This is a genomic window from Candidatus Nanopelagicales bacterium (genome assembly GCA_030700225.1).
GTDB lineage: Bacteria > Actinomycetota > Actinomycetes > S36-B12.
This window is the reverse complement of sequence record JAUYJT010000064.1, coordinates 32,306-49,621: the sequence shown is the minus strand read 5'-3', so window position 1 is coordinate 49,621 and position 17,316 is coordinate 32,306. Positions and strand designations below refer to the sequence as shown.

The 17,316-nt window shown below is 64.1% G+C and carries 12 protein-coding genes; 1 reads left to right on the top strand and 11 read right to left on the bottom strand.

Annotated elements, in window-relative coordinates; genetic code table 11:
- Positions 1-123: 123 nt before the first annotated feature.
- The 9 genes from Q8P38_10400 to Q8P38_10360 form a co-directional block, all read right to left on the bottom strand.
- Entirely contained in the window at positions 124-1,026 is a 903-nt protein-coding gene (locus Q8P38_10400; protein MDP4015013.1) for an amidohydrolase family protein, read from the bottom strand.
- Positions 1,019-2,635 (bottom strand): FGGY-family carbohydrate kinase, encoded by a 1,617-nt coding sequence (locus Q8P38_10395; protein ID MDP4015012.1) that lies wholly within the window; start codon positions 2,633-2,635, stop codon positions 1,019-1,021. Before Q8P38_10395 ends, Q8P38_10400 begins: the two co-directional genes overlap by 8 nt.
- 1 nt (position 2,636) lies before the next feature.
- Complete coding sequence (locus Q8P38_10390; protein ID MDP4015011.1) at positions 2,637-4,049, bottom strand: aminotransferase class V-fold PLP-dependent enzyme; 1,413 nt, start codon at positions 4,047-4,049, stop codon at positions 2,637-2,639.
- Positions 4,050-4,051: 2 nt separating this feature from the next.
- Positions 4,052-4,534 (bottom strand): SsrA-binding protein SmpB, encoded by a 483-nt coding sequence (smpB, locus tag Q8P38_10385; protein MDP4015010.1) that lies wholly within the window; start codon positions 4,532-4,534, stop codon positions 4,052-4,054.
- 25 nt (positions 4,535-4,559) lie between these two features.
- Entirely contained in the window at positions 4,560-5,873 is a 1,314-nt protein-coding gene (locus Q8P38_10380; protein MDP4015009.1) for a peptidoglycan DD-metalloendopeptidase family protein, read from the bottom strand.
- A gap of 90 nt (positions 5,874-5,963) precedes the next feature.
- Positions 5,964-6,869 carry a permease-like cell division protein FtsX gene (gene ftsX / locus Q8P38_10375; GenBank protein MDP4015008.1) on the bottom strand — a complete coding sequence of 302 codons (906 nt, stop codon included), beginning with the start codon at positions 6,867-6,869 and terminating at the stop codon, positions 5,964-5,966.
- Positions 6,870-6,883: 14 nt separating this feature from the next.
- The gene (ftsE, locus tag Q8P38_10370) at positions 6,884-7,573 is read right to left on the bottom strand and encodes a cell division ATP-binding protein FtsE (GenBank protein MDP4015007.1); all 690 of its coding nucleotides are present in this window, start codon (positions 7,571-7,573) and stop codon (positions 6,884-6,886) included.
- A gap of 437 nt (positions 7,574-8,010) precedes the next feature.
- Positions 8,011-9,120, bottom strand: a complete 1,110-nt coding sequence (gene prfB / locus Q8P38_10365) for a peptide chain release factor 2 (GenBank protein ID MDP4015006.1) — start codon at positions 9,118-9,120, stop codon at positions 8,011-8,013.
- A 21-nt stretch (positions 9,121-9,141) separates the two neighbouring features.
- The gene (locus Q8P38_10360) at positions 9,142-14,007 is read right to left on the bottom strand and encodes an NAD-glutamate dehydrogenase (protein MDP4015005.1); all 4,866 of its coding nucleotides are present in this window, start codon (positions 14,005-14,007) and stop codon (positions 9,142-9,144) included.
- Positions 14,008-14,122: 115 nt separating this feature from the next.
- Between Q8P38_10360 and Q8P38_10355 the strand changes: the two genes are divergently transcribed.
- Positions 14,123-14,641: a DUF2505 domain-containing protein gene (locus Q8P38_10355; protein ID MDP4015004.1), complete on the top strand. Its 519-nt coding sequence runs from the start codon at positions 14,123-14,125 to the stop codon at positions 14,639-14,641.
- A gap of 15 nt (positions 14,642-14,656) precedes the next feature.
- On the opposite strand, the gene pruA is transcribed toward Q8P38_10355, so the two are convergent.
- Both pruA and Q8P38_10345 read right to left on the bottom strand, forming a co-directional pair.
- Positions 14,657-16,285 (bottom strand): L-glutamate gamma-semialdehyde dehydrogenase, encoded by a 1,629-nt coding sequence (pruA, locus tag Q8P38_10350; GenBank protein ID MDP4015003.1) that lies wholly within the window; start codon positions 16,283-16,285, stop codon positions 14,657-14,659.
- A gap of 28 nt (positions 16,286-16,313) precedes the next feature.
- Positions 16,314-17,309 carry a patatin-like phospholipase family protein gene (locus Q8P38_10345; protein MDP4015002.1) on the bottom strand — a complete coding sequence of 332 codons (996 nt, stop codon included), beginning with the start codon at positions 17,307-17,309 and terminating at the stop codon, positions 16,314-16,316.
- Positions 17,310-17,316: the final 7 nt, after the last annotated feature.

Sequence of the window (17,316 nt, the reverse complement as noted above, 5' to 3'; positions counted from 1 at the left end):
TACAGGAAGAAACTCCCGTTGGAACGGGCGCGTCTGTACCCTAAAGGTCGCGTTTGTTCGGAACGGCCGCTTCGGCCGCTTCGGCGGCGGGGGCGGCGGGGGGGGGGGCGGGACGGCGGGGCCCTAGCTAACGCCGAAGATCGCTGCCCCATTCCCCCAGAGCACAGCGGCGAGCCATTCGTCCCCCAAGTCCCAGCGCCGTAACACTTCGACCTGGTGGGCATATGGATACGGGATGTTCGGGTAGTCCGAACCGAACAGAACCCGGCCAGACAGGCCCAGATCGCGGATTCTCGGCAAGAGGCCGACATCAAACGGGTGAATGGACTCCATGAAGTCCGTGCCAACCATGGTCGTGTCGAGCATCAGCTCGGGAAACTCGTCCAGCAGCTCAAAGAAATCGCGCTCGTCGGGCATCCCCATGTGCGCGATGATCGCGCGCAAACCGGGGTGAGCCGTGAGAACCTCACCGAACCGAGCGGCGCCCGTGAACCGACCAGGCATCGGCCCCGATCCAGCGTGCACAACCACCGGAACGCCAGCGTCCGCGAGCTGGCCCCACACGGGCACCAGCGTCGAGTCCAGCGGGTCGAAGTCACCGACCTGAAGGTGGATCTTGAACACCCGACAGCCCCGGTCGAGAGCCGAGGCAACGTAGGCGTCCACGCCCGGCTCGGGAAAGAACGTCCCGCTAGCGATCGCCCCTGGGGGCACCTCTTCCCCGTGGGGGAGGGTCTCAGCGGCGAACTCAAGACCCCAGTCGGTCAGCCATTCGGCCATTCCGGGCCGATGAGCGTAGGACAAACACGTGAACCCGACGACGCCCATATCCCGCAGGTGAGCCACCCGGGCTTCCTGAGTCCACTTGTACCGGATCGGCCATTGGCGGCCCAGCAGCGGGCCAGCCTGATCGAAGTACGTCCAGATCCGCTTCAGCAAGGCGTCGGGCATGAAGTGCGCGTGGGCGTCTACTATCCCGGGTATCCCGAGCTGCTCGATGTAGCCGGGAACGTCCTGGTCACGCACGGGCGTTGAGGCGGCGGTAGGTGCCCTTCAGCGTGCCGTACAGGCGCCGGTACTCGCGGTACTTCTCAGCGTAGACGAGGCGGTCGTGCGGATCCGGCTCGAAGACTCCCTCCACCGGAACGAGGTCAGCCGCCTCCCGCAGTGTCAGTTCGCCCAGACAAACGCGGGCCCACAGCGCCACACCGCGAAGCTGAGCGTTCAAAGGATCCGCGACCTTCTCCACCCGACAGTCCAGGGTCGAGGAAATGATCGCGTTCCACAGATCTGACTGCGCCCCCCCGCCCATGATCCGCACGCTTGGAACCTCGCGGCCAATGAACTTCTGGTAGTACTCCATCAGCCACCGGACGTTCAGCGCAACGCCCTCCAGGACCGAACGGACCAGGATCGCTCTGCTGGTTCGCAGCGATAAGTTCAGCCAAGTGCCCCGCAGCGCCTTGTCCTCGATCGGGCTTCGTTCGCCAGCCAGCCACGGCGCGAAGATGACGCCCTCACTGCCCGCCGGAGCGGTTCCAGCCAGATCCATCAATGCTTCGTACGAGGGCTCAACGCGCGGAGGAGCGGCACCTTCAGCCCCAATTCCCGCGCCGCCGCCAATCAGACCGTCGTTGGGGGCGATGACTTGCTCGCGCAGCCAGGCCAGAGCGGCGCCGCCGGTCTCGATGTTGTTCGCCACCAGGGGCAATTCCGGGTCGAGCCCCGGCACCGTCGCGATCGAGTGAAACACGTCAGTCTTCTTGAACGGAACGCGGCTGGACAGCCACGCCGTCGTCGAAATCGCCAAGTGAGTAGCGAACGGGTCCACCGTCCCACTGCCAACGATGGCCGCGTGCACATCAGGGATCCCGCATACCACGGGTACGCCAGACCGCAGGCCCAGCCGCTCGGCGATCTCCGGCTGGAGCTCGCCCTGCACTGATCCAGTGGGCAGTAGCTCCGGCAACGCACGGGGGTCGCGCCGGGACCGCCGCACCAGATCGGGATCGTAGCCAAACTTCGCGCCCGGCCTGTTGTCGGTGAGCCAGGACAGAATCATCGACGCGGGCGTCGCGGCCGCGTGCCCGGTCAGCCGGAAGGCCAGGTAGTCCACCGGCTCCATCAACCAACGACTGCGGCGCCCCACGTCCGCCAGCTCGTTCTGCAGCAGCAGCGAGTGACCGGTCGGGTCGGCGCCGCTCGGAGTGGGAGCACCCCCTGTGACCCGGACCCACGGCAAGACCTTGTGCGGAGCGAAACCCGACACGGACAAGGGTCCGCCCACGAGGTCACGCATGAGCGGCTTCGCTCGGGTGTCGGCCCACAGCAGCACCGGTCCCACCGGCTCACCGTCAGCTCCAACTGGCACCGTCGAACCCCACTGTCCAGTAATGCCGATCGCGTGCAGCGAATCTCCTGACACCCCAGCCGAATCGAGGGCCTGCGCAACCGCGTCAGCCAGAGCCCGGGTCCACTCTTCAGCGTCCTGGGTCGCCGAGCCATCCAGCCCGAAGTGGACGCTTACTCCGGTGAAGCCGGTGCCCAGGATCGTGCCGTCCGGGGCTACGGCGGCGACCTTCGGCCCACCGTTACCAAGATCGATGCCAAGGATCCACGACGTGGCCTGGTTCATGTCAGGACTCCTCCACGGCCGGGGCCACCTCATGCATCGCATCGAGCACGCCCGACATCAGCTGCATCATCGTCTGACGGCCTTGCGGTGTCGCACCGAAGCCGTACATCGCCCCACTTTCCGCCGGCGTGCCGACATGCTCGCGGGCGTAGTCCACAGCCCGGCCCAGGCTCGCCACGAACTCCTGCGCGACCCCCGGCTTGGTGTTCGGTCTAGTCACGCAGAAGTGCAACGCCGCGGGTAACTGCAGCGAGTTCAGCCGCCAACCGTCGCGCTTCAAGGCGTCATTGACAAGGTAGATGTCCAACCCCTCCTCGTCAGCGCGGAAGGCCGCGACGAACAGCGAATCACCCATCAGCGCTACGCCGTCCGTGGCTTCGACCCCCGCCCGGATCGTCGCCGCCGTCTCAAGGATCGCCTTCGCCGCGCTCAAGTACCCTGTACGACCTGTCGTAACCATCGCCGCCCACGTCGCGGCGATCAAACCGCCGGACCGCGAACCAGCCAGTCCCGGCGACAGGTACAGCCCTCCGGGCCAGGTCGCGTGCGTGAAGTACTGATGCCGACGAAGGTCTTTCGTCCGATACATCAAAGTCGATGTGCCTTTCAGCCCATACCCGTACTTGTGCGTGTCCGCTGAGATCGACGTGACTCCAGGTACTCGGAAGTCCCACGGCGGCACTGGGTAGCCGAGTTCCTCGGCCCATGGCCACACGAATCCTCCAAGGCACCCATCCACGTGCATCCCGATGCCCTTGCTCGCGGCCAACTCGGCGATCTCGGGGATCGGGTCGATCACGCCATATGGGTAGTTCCCGGCGGACCCCACAACGGCGATTGTCTGGTCGTCGACCATGTCCGCCATGGCGGCGACGTCGGCCTTGCAATCGTCCCCCACGGGGGAGTGCCGCACCTCGATGTCCATCCAGTAGGCACCCTTGTCCAACGCCACATGAGCCGTGTTCGGCATGACCAGATTGGGCTTTGTGACTCCGCGTTCGCGAGCAGCCTCCCGGTAGCTGTACAGCGCGGTGATCAGGCTCTCCGAACCTCCACCGGTGACGACACCGCAGGCATCGCCACCAGCCGCCGAGCCATGCACCAGGTCGAGCGCCATCGCAACGATCTCAGCCTCGAACTTCGTGGCCGACGGGTACATGTCACGCTGCAGGACGTTGGCGTGGGAGAACAGCGTGAACACTTCCCCCAAGTACTCGTAGTGCTCGTGGTCGCCGCTGTAGAGGCTTCCCGAAACGCGCCCGTCGTCTCCCATTGCGTCCTCGCGACCCGCCATGCCAGCGATCTCCGCAAGCACTTCCGCCCTGGGCCGCGGTTCCTCGGGGATCGACTTGTAGGACTGAGTCTCCCGGCGGTAGGGGTAGAAGCCGTCTATGAATTCGTCGAATCCTGCCATTGCTAGTTCGCCTCCCGGCCTTTCATCCTGCGCCCGATCGCGCGCTGGGTTTCGCGCTTGGACTCCCGTTCCGCTATCGCCTGACGCTTGTCGTACCGATGCCTCCCTCGCGCGAGGGCGAGTTCAACTTTCGCGTGGCCGTCGGAGAAGTACAACGAGAGCGGAATCAACGTCATACCCGACTCCTTCGTCTTGCCCATCAACCGGCTGATCTCGTGGCCATGCAGCAACAGCTTGCGCGGCCGACGCGGCTCGTGGTTCGTCCAGCTACCCATCGTGTACTCAGGGATGTGCACGCCGTAGAGCCACACTTCGCCATCCCTGATCGTGGCGTAGCCGTCAACGATCGTGGCGCGTCCTGCCCGCAGGGACTTCACTTCGGTGCCCACTAGCACGATGCCGGCCTCATACGTGGAATCCACGGCGTAGTCGTAACGTGCCTTGCGATTGGCCGCTATCAGCTTGCGGCCCGTCTCACGTGGCATCCGACAAGTGTGCCTCGCCGAGGCGTTAAACGCAGACTGGGATCTTGGGCCCCTGCCCGAACCAACCCTTGGGGCTGTACGGCTGCCCGTTTACCCGGGCCTCAAAGTGCAGGTGTGGTCCGGTCGAAAGGCCGGTCGTGCCAACGTATCCGATGACCTGCCCCCGCTTCACTCGCTGTCCGACGCCCACGCTGATCTGGCTCTGATGGGCATACCCGCTGGTCAAGCCCCCACCATGAGCGATGACCGTGAAGTTGCCATACCCGCCGCTGTAGCCCGCTGTGAGGACGACACCGTTGTCCGCAGCGCGAATGGCCACACCCGACGGCGCCCCGATATCAGCCCCCGCGTGACAGCGCATGTAATGCAGAATCGGGTGGAACCGCCAGCCGGCGTCAGATCCGATGGCGTACCCCGGCAGCGGGAAGTACCAGGCACCCGAACCGGTTCCGGTTCCTGGCTTGATGCCGGTGGAGTTCTCCAGCCGTGCGGCGGCCGCCGCGATCTCCTGGCGTATCCGCTCCTGCTCTGCGGCGAGACGCTGGTACTCGGCCTTGATGGCAGCGCCTTTGGCCCGGACGGAACGCAAGGCTGACTGCTTCTGTCTGACAAGGGCGTCGACGAGGCTCTTGGCGGCAGCCGCCCCTTCCGCAGCGGCCTTAGCCTCGGCGACCCGGGCCGCGGCCTCAGCCTTCTTGTCCTGAGCGGCCTTTCGAAGCGCCTCCAGCCGTAGCTCGGTGTAGGCCATGTCGGCGCGATCGGCGCTCATCTGGGCGAGCGTGTTGTTCTTCGATCTCCCCACAGATTGGATAGCGGCCAGCCGGTCTGTGAACTCGGCCGGATCCTCCGCATCCAACAGCATCTCGACTTCGGCGAAGGGACCCATCTGGTAGGCGCGCCGGGCGAAGTCGCCCACACTGGCCCGCAACTCCTCGAGCCGCTTCTCCAGTCTCGCGAGCTTGGCTTCAGCCGCGATCATTTCCTTCGTAGCCTGATCTAGGGCCGCAGCTGCCTTGGCGTTCGCCGCCTCTGCCGCCGCCTTGGCGTCGAGTGCCCGCTTCAGGTTGGCCTGCGCGGCTGGCAACTGGGCCTGTACGTCCACGACACGGCGCGTCGCGCGAGCGATCTTCTTGTTGACCGAGCTCACACCGTCCTGCGCGTCGTCAAGGCGCGATTCGACGCGGCGCTTGCGGTCAGTGAGGTTGTCCGCCTGGGCGCCCGGCCCAGTCACGAGCCCCAGCGACAAGGCGAAAGCCACCGCAGCCCCGACCGAGGCCTTGGCAAGACCCCGGCCCGTTGAGGACCGCGCGCCTGCTCGCCTCGAAGTATGTGCTGTCACGCCCGCCACGCTACATCGCCAATTGGCGCCAGATCGGTAACTCCGCAGCTGTATTTCCGTTTCGTAATGTGGCGTCCCCTGTTCCGAACCTCAGACGCGCAGCCACCTGCGCAACGTGAATACGGCCGACACCGCCGATAGGCCAACGCCGAGCACGAGCATCAACAGCGCCGTCTGCCACACCGTTTCCCAGCCCACGAACGGAGTGAACCGGAATTCCGGCTCAAGGAACCTGTCGACCAGAAGGAGCTTCACCCCCGCCATCGCCCCAATCGCAAGGAACGCACCCACCGCCGCGGCAATGACGGACTCCAATACGAAGGGAAGTTGAATGTAGAACTTAGACGCCCCGACCAGGCGCATGATCCCGGTCTCTCGCCGTCGGCTGAACGCAGCCAGTCTCATCGTGTTGCCGACCAGCAGCACGGTCACCAGCAGCATGGCGGCCGCGATCCCGAGCGAGATCGCCTGGAGGCCGTCGAGCAGCCTGAACAGCTTGTCGAGCACCTGCTTCTGATCATCCACGCGTTCGACGCCGGGCCTTCCGGTGAACGCTTTGGTGATCACCGCGTATCTGTCAGGGTCGGTCAGCTTGACCCGGTACGACTCCCCGAGGTCATCAGGCGTGGCGTCATCGACGATGGGCGATCCCTTGAACTGCTCCTTGAACCTGTCGTAGGCCTCCTGCGACGTCTCGTAGTAAATCTCCGAAACCAGCGGACTCAGGGCTTCGAGGTCAGCCTTGATCTGATCGCGCTGAGCGGTCGTGACCGCTCCGGTACATGAAGGCTCCTGCGAGTTCTTCGTGCACATGAAGACAGAAACCTCGACCTTGTCGAACCAGAATCCCTTCATCTGGCCAACCTGCTGGCGCACGAGCACACCGGCCCCGAACAGCGCCAGCGAAACCCCGATGGTGACGATCAGGGCGATCGTCATCGTCAGATTCCGGCGAAGCCCAGTCCAGACCTCACCCATGACGAAGCGGAATCCCATCGCGATCCTCCTGGCTAGTGGGTGTGCCCGTAGACGCCGCGAGCCTGGTCACGGATAACCGCGCCGTCTTCCAGCTCGATGACGCGCTTGCGAACCTGGTCCACGATCTGGGAGTCATGCGTGGCCATGACAACTGTGGTGCCCGTTCGGTTGATGCGGTCGAGCAGCTTCATGATTCCGATGGAAGTCGTTGGGTCGAGGTTCCCGGTTGGCTCGTCGGCGATAACAATCGCGGGTCGGTTGACGAAAGCCCTCGCGATCGCAACGCGCTGCTGCTCGCCACCGGAAAGTTCGTGCGGGAAGCGGCGTTCCTTGCCGTCCAAGCCCACGAGTTCGAGAACTTCCGGCACCACCTGACGGATGGCAGTGCGGGGCTTGCCTATGACCTCCAGGGCGAAGGCGACATTTTCCTCGACGGTCTTGTTGGGGAGTAGGCGGAAGTCCTGAAACACCGTGCCGATCTGCCGCCTCAGGTGTGGAACGCGCCAGGAAGGAAGCTTGCCCACATCCTTGCCCGCCACCCAGACGGTTCCCGAAGTCGGATCGTCTTCCTTCAAGCACAATCGCAGAAACGTCGACTTGCCCGAGCCAGACGGTCCGACGAGAAAGACGAACTCACCCTTCTCAATGTCGACGCTGACTCCCCGCAGCGCGGGGGTCTGCTGGGACTTGTACAGCTTGGTGACGTTCTCGAAGCGGATCAACGCCCTGCCTCACGCATCTGCAGCCTTCTTCCGATCCCACATGGCCCCCCGGCCCGCGCAGTCTATGTACAAGCGCGGGCATCCAGGAAGGATTACCCGCGAATGTTCCCAAACTTGAATCCGCGGCGGTCTGGCTCGGCGGTCTGGCTCGGCGGTCTGAAGCGCATCGCCACCCACCGGCCGGTCCGGGCACTGAGGGGGCCGCGGACTAGATCCGAACCGCGCCCTGTGGATAACCCGCAGCCTTTCGTTACCAAATCGTTATGACCGGGTGATGCGCGTCACGTTGCTAAACGTCATTATGGACTCACAGAAAAGGCTCATCGGATATCCCCCCAACTTCCGACAGAGCCAGCACCGTACCCCCACGGTGCAACACCCTCCAGGTGGAAGGCCCCGGGATTCCCCCCATCCCGGGGCCTTCGCAATTCTTACGATCAGGCCTGCTGCCCCGTGATGCGCCACCGGATCCCGGCCTCGATGAACATGTCCAGGTCGCCATCGAGAACCGCGGACGTATTGCCCGTCTCGGCGCCCGTGCGCAGATCCTTGACCATCTGGTACGGGTGGAGCACGTATGAACGCATCTGGTCGCCCCAAGAACCACTCGCGTCCCCCTTCAGGGCGTCCATCGCAGCCTTCTCCTGCTGGCGCTGAAGCTCCAGCAACCGAGACTGCAAGACCCGCATCGCGGCCGCGCGGTTCTGGATCTGCGACTTCTCGTTCTGGCATGACACGACGATCCCGCTCGGGACGTGGGTCAAGCGCACCGCCGAATCGGTGGTGTTCACACTCTGCCCACCCGGCCCGGATGACCGGAACACGTCCACCCTGACCTCGCTGTCCGGGATCTCAATGTGGTCGGTCTGATCCGTCACGGGGAGCACTTCCACCCGCGCGAATGACGTCTGCCTTCGTCCTTGGTTGTCGAACGGCGAAATCCGCACCAGCCGGTGAGTTCCCTGCTCCACACTCAACGTCCCGTACGCGAAAGGCGCGTCGACCTGGAAGGTCGCCGACTTGATCCCAGCCTCCTCGGCGTAGGAGATGTCGTATACCTCGTATGCCCATCCGTGCCGCTCGCAATACCTGGTGAACATCCGCAGCAGCATCGCGGCCCAATCAGCGGCATCCACTCCCCCGGCTCCGGAATGTATGTGGACCAGCGCCCCGCGCTTGTCGTACTCGCCCGACAGTAGAGTCCGCACTTCCAGCGCGGCGATCTCCGCGCGCGCTTCTTCGAGCTCCCGCTGCGCCTCGTGCCCGGCATCCAAATCCGACTCCGCCTCGGCGAGTTCGAACAGAACGGCAGCGTCATCCAGCTTGGCGCGAACGGACTCGACCCGCCGCACATCCTGCTTCACCGCCGCGAGCCGGGAGGTCACCCGCTGAGCGTTGGCCTGGTCGCTCCACAGGCCCGGATCAGCCGCCTGACGCTCAAGACGCGCGATCTCGACTCGCGCCGCCTCAATATCGATGACCGCTTCGATGCTGGCCAGGGTCGAGTCCAGGTCAGCCAGAACCTGCACCTGATCACTATCCGCCACAACGAATCAGCGTACGCCAAGTCAGGACTTGGCCTGGACGACCAGAGTCCGTACCGCCCGCAGCGCGACCGACAAGGTAGCCAAGCTCTGCGGATCAACCTGGGAGATCTCCGCCAGAGTCTCGCGAACGCGAGCTACCTCCGCCCTGTTCTCAGACTCCCACTGGTCCAGGCGGTCCATCTCAGAGCCGCTCGTGGCGCGGACTATCTGCGTCGTGACCGCCGCGATGGCCTGGTACAGATCACTGCGCAAAGCCAGCCGGGCCAGAGCCTGCCAGCGCCCCTCACGGGGCAAGTCCGAAATCCATGTCAGGAACTCATCCATGCCGTAACGCTCGCTGACGCAGAAGTACACGGTAGCGACGTCATCGGGCGTCTCGCCTGTGCGGGCCGCGATCTGAATCACGTCCAGCAGTGGGAAACGATCCAGCAGCCCGGCCACGTCCCTCGCCAGGTCCTCCGGGACACCCCGTTCCACCAGATCCGCCGCCTGCGAATCGAAGCGGTCCTTCTCCACCCCTCGCAACAGTTCGGGCAGCCGCTCGATCAGCCGCGCCATGGGCGATTCGCAGCGGCACAGCTCGCTATCAAGGTCCGCACTGGATCCCCTTGACTGCACCCACCACCTCGTCCCCCGATCCAGCAGCCGACGAGCTTCTAAGAACATTCCGTCCTGGATATCCGCCGGGACCTTGTCGTCCAGGGCCTGAATACGGCCCCAGACCTGCGGCAGGTCGAACACCGACCGCGAGAACGCGAACCCTCGGACGACCTCAAGCGGGGAGGCGGAAGTCTCCTCGGCGAGGCGCGTGGCGAACGAGATCCCGCCCCTGTTCACCATTTCGTTCACGATTTGCGCGTTCACGATCTGGGCAGCGAGTGGATGGGACTTGAGTTTGCTTCCGAACCGCTTCACCAACTCATGGGGGAAGTAGCGCTCAATGGCGAGCCCAAGGCGTGAGTCTGATGACATGTCACTGTCCGCCAACGCGGCTCGCAGCGACAGGCGCGCGTAGGCCAGCAGCACGCTCAGCTCGGGCGACAAGAGCCCTCTTCCGGTCGCCATCCGCTCCGCGAGTTCCTCGTCACTTGGCAGGAACTCCAGTTCACGGTCGAGCTCTCCGCTGGCAACCAGGTCCGACATCATTCGGGCGTGCACATTGACCATGGCACTGGCGTGGGCGCGAGCACTGCCAAGGACGCGGTTCTGCTCGTAGTTGGTCAACAGGACGCGCTCCGCGACATCCCCGGTCAGCTTCTTGAGCAGATGGTCGCGTTGCTTGTTCGTCAGATCGCCATCTCTGACGACTCCGTCCAACAGGATCTTGATGTTGACCTCGTGGTCTGAGGTATCCACACCAGCGGAGTTGTCGACGGCGTCGGTGTTCAGGTGAACTCCTGCCCGGGCGGCCTCGATCCTTCCCCTCTGTGTCAACCCCAGGTTTCCCCCTTCTCCGATCACACGGCAACGAAGGTCCCGCCCGTCGATGCGCACTAGGTCATTGGCCTTGTCCCCCACATCCGCATTGGATTCCTGAGAAGACTTCACGTAGGTGCCTATGCCGCCGTTCCAGAGCAGATCAACGTTCGCACTCAGGATCGCGCGGACGGCCTGACTCGGCGTGAGCTTGGTGACGTCATCGGCAAGTCCCAGGGCCGCGCGCACCTCCGGGCCGACCTTCACGGACTTGGCCGACCGCGAACACACTCCGCCGCCTTCGGAGAGCAACGACTTGTCGTAGTCAGCCCACGACGAGCGAGGCAGGTCGAAAAGCCTCCGGCGTTCAGCCAGCGACGTCAGCGGATCGGGGTCAGGGTCCAAGAACACGTGGCGGTGATCGAACGCCGCCACCAGCCTGATGTGGTCACTGAGCAGCATTCCGTTGCCGAAGACGTCGCCGCTCATGTCACCGATGCCGGCGCATGTGAAGTCCTTCGACAAGGTATCGAGGCCAATCTCACGGAAGTGGCGCTTGACTGACTCCCAGGCGCCCTTGGCGGTGATCCCCATGGCCTTGTGGTCGAAGCCCGCCGATCCTCCCGACGCGAACGCGTCGCCGAGCCAGAAGTCGTACTGCGCGGATACTTCGTTGGCCAGATCGGAGAACTTCGCGGTCCCCTTGTCGGCGGCCACCACTAGGTACGGATCATCTCCGTCGTACCGCACGACGTTGTCAGGTGGGATGGTCACTCCGCGCTCGCGGTTGTCGGTCAGATCCAGCAGTCCGCAGATGAACCTTCTGTAGGCGTCGCGACCTCCTGCCTGCCACGCTTCTCTATCGGTGGCGGCGTCCGGAAGCCCCTTAGCGTAGAAGCCGCCCTTGGCTCCGCACGGCACGATAACGGCGTTCTTGACTTCTTGGGCCTTTACTAGCCCCAGGATCTCGGTGCGGAAATCCTCCGGACGGTCGCTCCAGCGGATCCCCCCGCGAGCGACCGCACCGAACCGCAGGTGGACCCCCTCGACGTCTGGCGCATAGACCCAAATCTCGCGGTCCGGCCTGGGCTCCGGCAGCTCACGTATCAGCTTGGGCTGGAACTTGAATGAGATGCGCAGCGGAACGCCCTCCTCGGCGACTTGGTAGTAGCTGGTCCGCACGCAGGACGTGATCAACGTCAACAAGAACCTGAGAATCCGGTCGACGTCCAGGCTCGCGATAGCGTCCAGCGCGGCGTTGAGCTCCGCTCGCATGTGCCCTTCGCGGGCGTCCCGAACCACCGGATCTTGATCTCCTGGGCGGAACCTGGCGTGGAACAACTTCACAAGTTTGCGAACGATGTCGATGTGTCCCAGCAGCACCCGCTCGACGTACTCGCGGCTGAATGGCAGTGGAGCCTGCCTGGCGTACCTAGTGAGCGCCCGCACAAGCGCGACTTCGCGCCAGGTCAGCCCGGCGGCCACGACCAGAGCGTTCAGACCATCCACTTCCGCGCGGCCTCGCCAGGTCTGCACGAACGCTTCCTCAAAGCGCTCCTTGATCGAATCCGACTTGGGAACGTCGTCGGTGTCGAAGACCAGCCCAAGGTCATAGATCCGAAACGCCCGTCCCTGGTCATCCACTAGCCGGAAAGGCCGCTCATCTGTGACGTCAACGCCCATGTCTCTGAGAACCGGCAGTATCCGGGACAGCGACACGGCCTCTCCCGAGCGGTAGATCTTGAGCCGCCGCTGGCGGATCGGACTTCCGTAGGGCCTGTAGAGGTTGAGCTCCGTGGCACCCTCTTCGAGCGTGTCCAAGTGACGGATATCGGCTGCCGCAGTCCGTGCCGGGAAAGCTTCCTTGTATGCCTCAGGGATCGCGGGCAAGAACTTGCGGGCGAGGCGTGTGGACTCCTCCTCGCCGACACCCTCCAACACCGCGTCCGCGAACTCGTCATCCCAAAGCCGCGCGGCCGCCGCGAGATCCTGCTGGAGCTCCTCAACGTCAGGATCGGGCAGCGTGTCGCCGGGTCGGACCCGGGCAACGAAGTGCAGCCTGGCCAGGACACTCTCGCTGAGGCGGGTCCGGTAGTCCACTGACTCGGCGTTGAACGCTGTCCGAAGAATCGACTCCATGCGCAGACGCACCGTCGTGGTGTACCTGTCGCGGGGCAAGTACACCAGGCATGACGCGAACCGGCCGTAAGGATCGCGCCGCACGAAGACTCTGGTCTGATGGCGTTCCTGCATGCGGAGAACAGCCATCGCGGTCCTCAGCAACTCGTCCGCGTCAGCCTGGAACAACTCGTCCCTTGGGTATGTCTCAAGGAACTGCATCAAGTCCTTGCCGGTGTGGGACTCCCTGGTGAAACCGCTGTTAGCCAGGACTTGGCGCAGTTTCTCCCGAAGCACCGGGATACGCCGGATCGACTGGTTGTAGGCCGCGGCTGTGTAGAGGCCAAGGAACCTGTGCTCGCCGATCACCTCGCCGGCTTCGTCATAACGCATCACACCCACGTAGTCCAGATACGCGGACCGGTGGACGGTCGAGCGGCTGTTGGCCTTGGTCAGGATCAGGGGTCCCAGGCCAAGTGCCCGTCGCTGAAGCTCCTCTGGCAGCAACCTGAACGCGCCCTTGCCCCGCTCGCTGTCGCGCAAGATGCCCAGTCCAGTGCCGGGATGGGCGCGGATGCCTAGACCCTCGCGGCTGGCAACCAAGTCATACTCGCGGTACCCCAGGAAAGTGAAGTGCTCACGCATGAGCCAGCGCAAGAACTCCACGTTCTCGGACTGGAGCCCAGCGTCCAACCCCGGGACTGGCCGCGTGGTGAGATTCTCGGTGATCGTCTCAGCGACCATCTTCATGTCAGGCCAGTCCTCCACAGCCACGCGGACATCTCGCAGCACGCTCAGCAAGTGGGCCCTGAGCTGCTCGAGTTCCTTGGGGTCGGACTCACGATCGATGTCGAAATGGATCCACGACTCGATCCCAGCGTCTGGCTGATCCAGCACTGGCCTGCCGTTGGACGCCTCGACCCGCAGCAACAGTCCGTCGCTGTCCCGGGTCGCGGTCACTACCGGGTGGATCACCATGTGGATCAGGCACTGCGCGCGCGACAATCCAGCGGACACCGAATCAACCAGGAACGGCATGTCATCGGTGACGACTTCGACGACTGTGTGGCCGTTCGACCAGCCGTGCTCCTCAACCGTCGGGGTGAACACCGAGACGATCGTCTCCCCTGGATGCCTGCGCTCCGCGGCACGGCGATGTGACAGCGCCATCCCTAGCAGGTCCAGGGTGTCAACGCGCGCTAGATCCTCTACCGCCACGCCCCGGAAGTAGACGCGCAGGAAGTCGGCCAGGTCGGGGACGGTTTCCAGGTGAACCGCGTCAGCGGCGGCAAGCGCCTCATCCATCACGTCGTCGCGAGCTCGGGCCTCGGCCACGTCCCAGTCCGCAACCATATTCGGCACCTTACGCGCACCGATCCCCCGAAGCTCGTCGTTCGCGCACGGCAAGCCTGCTCCATCGCGTCCGCGACCTGCGGCATGGTGTTGCCTAGCAGCTCATGGAGGTCAAGTGTCGACTCAAATCAACGACGTCCGACGGTATGACGCCCCCGCCCCAGACGTCTTCTTGATGCTCTGCGACGTGAAGTTCATCGAACTGAAGTGCCGCAGGAGCGGGTCGATCGAAGTATCCGCCCATGTCGAAACCGACGGCGACGGAATGATCATCGTGAGCCGCCGCGTATTGCCAGCCAAGATCCCGGCGTTCGCGCGGAGCATGGTCGGGGAAACGATCACACTGATCGAGACCCAGAAGTGGGGACCGCCCGACGCTGAAGGTTCAAGAGCGGCGACATTCCATGCCGACTTCGGCAAGGCACCAATCGCCTTCAACGGCGGCTTGTCATTGACAGCGGAAGACGCTTCGACCTCGCTGACGACTACCGGAATGATCAAGGCGTCGGTGCCGCTGTTGTCCAGGAAGATCGAGTCGATCGCGCTTGATTGGACGCAGCGGTACCTGCGCAAGGAATCCGAAGTCGGTTCCGAGTGGCTGAAGGCGGGCGGTCCGCCTCCCCAAGACGACTGAGAGCCAGACGCGCGACTAGCCCATGTGGGGGTATCGATAATCCACGGGCGGCACGAACGTCTCCTTGATGGATCGAGCGCTAACCCACCGGAGCAGGTTCAGTGGGGCCCCGGCTTTGTCGTTCGTACCGGAAGCGCGCGCGCCGCCGAACGGCTGCTGCCCAACTACAGCGCCGGTGGGCTTGTCGTTGATGTAGAAGTTTCCGGCAGCGAACCTGAGTCGACTGGCGGCATCAGCGATCGCCCGCCGGTCCGACGCGATGATCGAGCCGGTCAGCGCGTAACTGGACACAGACTCCATCTGCGTCACGACGCGGTCGTAGTCACTGTCGTCGAACACGTGAACGGTCAGGATCGGGCCGAAGTACTCGTTCTTGAAGTACTCGCGTTCCGGGTCGGAGCACAACAGGACGGTGGGGCGAACGAAGTAACCAGTCGAATCGTCTGACCCACCTCCTGACACGATCCGCACCTTGTCGTCCCTGCGAACCTGGCCCTGCAAACGGCTCAGCGACTCGAACGACTTCGCGTCGATGACCGCCGATAGGAAGTTCCCGAAGTCCAGCGGCGAGCCCATCGGCAGCGAGTCGACCAGATCTGCGAACTCCGATCCCATGCGGTCCCACACGCTGCGGGGGATGTACGCGCGCGACGCCGCCGAGCACTTCTGTCCCTGGTACTCGAACGCGCCCCGGATCAAAGCGGTGGTCAGCACGCCAGGATCTGCCGAAGGATGCGCCAGTACGAAGTCCTTGCCGCCTGTTTCCCCCACGATCCGCGGGTAGGCGTGGTAGTTGGAGATGTTCTCCCCCACGGTCTGCCAAAGCGACTGGAACACTGCCGTAGAGCCGGTGAAATGAATGCCCGCCAGGCCGGGATCGGCAAGCACGGCATCCGAAACCGGGGCCCCCGCCCCAGTCACCATGTTGATCACACCAGGCGGCAATCCGGCCTCGGCCAGGACCTCCATCAGGAAGTGAGCCGCGTACAGCTGCGTGGAAGCGGGTTTCCACACCACCGTGTTTCCCATCAGCGCTGGGGCCGTGGGCAGATTGCCGGCGATCGCGGTGAAGTTGAACGGCGTGATCGCGTAGACGAATCCCTCCAGCGGGCGGTAGTCCGAGCGGTTCCAGACGCCGGGCGAGGACGTCGGCTGTTCGGCCATGATCTGCCGCGCGAAATGCACGTTGAAACGCCAGAAGTCGATCAACTCGCATGCGGCGTCGATCTCAGCCTGATAACAGGTCTTGGACTGGCCGAGCATGGTGGCGGCGTTGAGAGTGGCCCGCCGCGGACCCGCGAGCAGATCGGCTGCCTTCAAGATCACCGCAGCGCGGTCATCGAACGACATGTCCCGCCAGCCAGGCGCCGCGTCGTGGGCGCTCGAGATCGCCTTGTCGACATCAACCCGGAGAGCGGCACGAGCGACCCCAAGCACATCCGCGTGATCGTGAGGCTGGACTACGTCGAACGGCTCTCCGGAGGCCTCGGTCCATTCGCCGTTGATGAACGAAGGCAGATCGATCGGAGTTTGACTGGCTAGCTCGTCAAGGCGGGACCGCAGTGTGTCTCGCTGCGCCGAGCCGGGCTCGTAGTCCCCGATAGGCTCATTGACCGGCTTCGGTGTGTTGGTGACAGCGTCCACTTCACTCCTCGCAATTCGCAACTACGGGCTACCCAAGTTCGGAAACGTGATCAGGACCGACATTCTCCGGATCCCGAAGCGTCTGGATGCTGGAGTGCAGCGAAGTCTCCAGAACCTCTGTACGCCTCGGCATGTCCATGACGTTGCCGCCCATTACCTTCAGGTCATCCGGGCCCGGCCCCAAGATCGTGACCGACGCACCGTTGGCCCTAACCTCCTCAGCTTCCCTCAGGCATCTCTTGGTGACCTGTCGGCGCCACCGACGTTCGAGCCTTGTGAGTAGCGCCTTGGGATGATCAAGATGGAACGACACAAGCGGGGCGACCACATAAACCTCGTCCAGCGCCTGGCCGGCGACCAGGTCCAAGTTGGTCGATGACCACGTCCCACCATCAACGTATTGCCGTCCCCCGATGTCCACGGGCGCGAACCACCCCGGAATCGCGCAGGACGCCATCACGGCTTGCGCCAGGGGTGCGGCGACTTCCCCGGGCTTGCCGAAGGCGACGCGGCGGCCGTCCTGGTAATCCATGGTGATCACCCACAAGTTGGGATGAGGTGACCACTCGTCCATGGGCGTGATGGCGTCAATCAAGTGGCCCACGCGCACCAACGACCCAGTACCGGCAGGCATGAAGCCGCTGAGGATAGCGGTTGGTGGCATGTGCCAGGCGTTCCGCAGGCTAGCTCCGAGCAAGGCCGCCGAGCCCAGCCGTGTCATCTTGGGACGCTGGGGGCGACCACCGCCCGCGGCCTTCTCGTAGTCAAATGAGTAGCCAGCCAAGGGCCCCGTCGTGATTGGCAGCCCACGCTGGTGATCGATCATCTGATCCACGGAGATTCCCGCGCCAAGCAAGGACCCGATTACTGACCCAACAGACGTCCCGGTTATCACCTCGGAGTCGCGCGGGTCGAATCCGTGAACCTTCTGCAGAGCCGCTAGAGCGCCGACCATCCACGCGGCGCCCAGGACGCCTCCTCCCCCGAGTACCAGACCGCGTCTTGCATCGCGCGCGGGACTCATGCCACCT

Bases quoted from the DNA above. Each gene is read 5' to 3' on its own strand.
- smpB (MDP4015010.1), bottom strand. From the start codon at position 4,534: ATGCCACGTGAGACGGGCCGCAAGCTGATAGCGGCCAATCGCAAGGCA.
- Q8P38_10390 (MDP4015011.1), bottom strand. From the start codon at position 4,049: ATGGCAGGATTCGACGAATTCATAGACGGCTTCTACCCCTACCGCCGG.
- ftsX (MDP4015008.1), bottom strand. From the start codon at position 6,869: ATGGGATTCCGCTTCGTCATGGGTGAGGTCTGGACTGGGCTTCGCCGG.
- Q8P38_10395 (MDP4015012.1), bottom strand. From the start codon at position 2,635: ATGAACCAGGCCACGTCGTGGATCCTTGGCATCGATCTTGGTAACGGT.
- Q8P38_10345 (MDP4015002.1), bottom strand. From the start codon at position 17,309: ATGAGTCCCGCGCGCGATGCAAGACGCGGTCTGGTACTCGGGGGAGGA.
- Q8P38_10360 (MDP4015005.1), bottom strand. From the start codon at position 14,007: ATGGTTGCGGACTGGGACGTGGCCGAGGCCCGAGCTCGCGACGACGTG.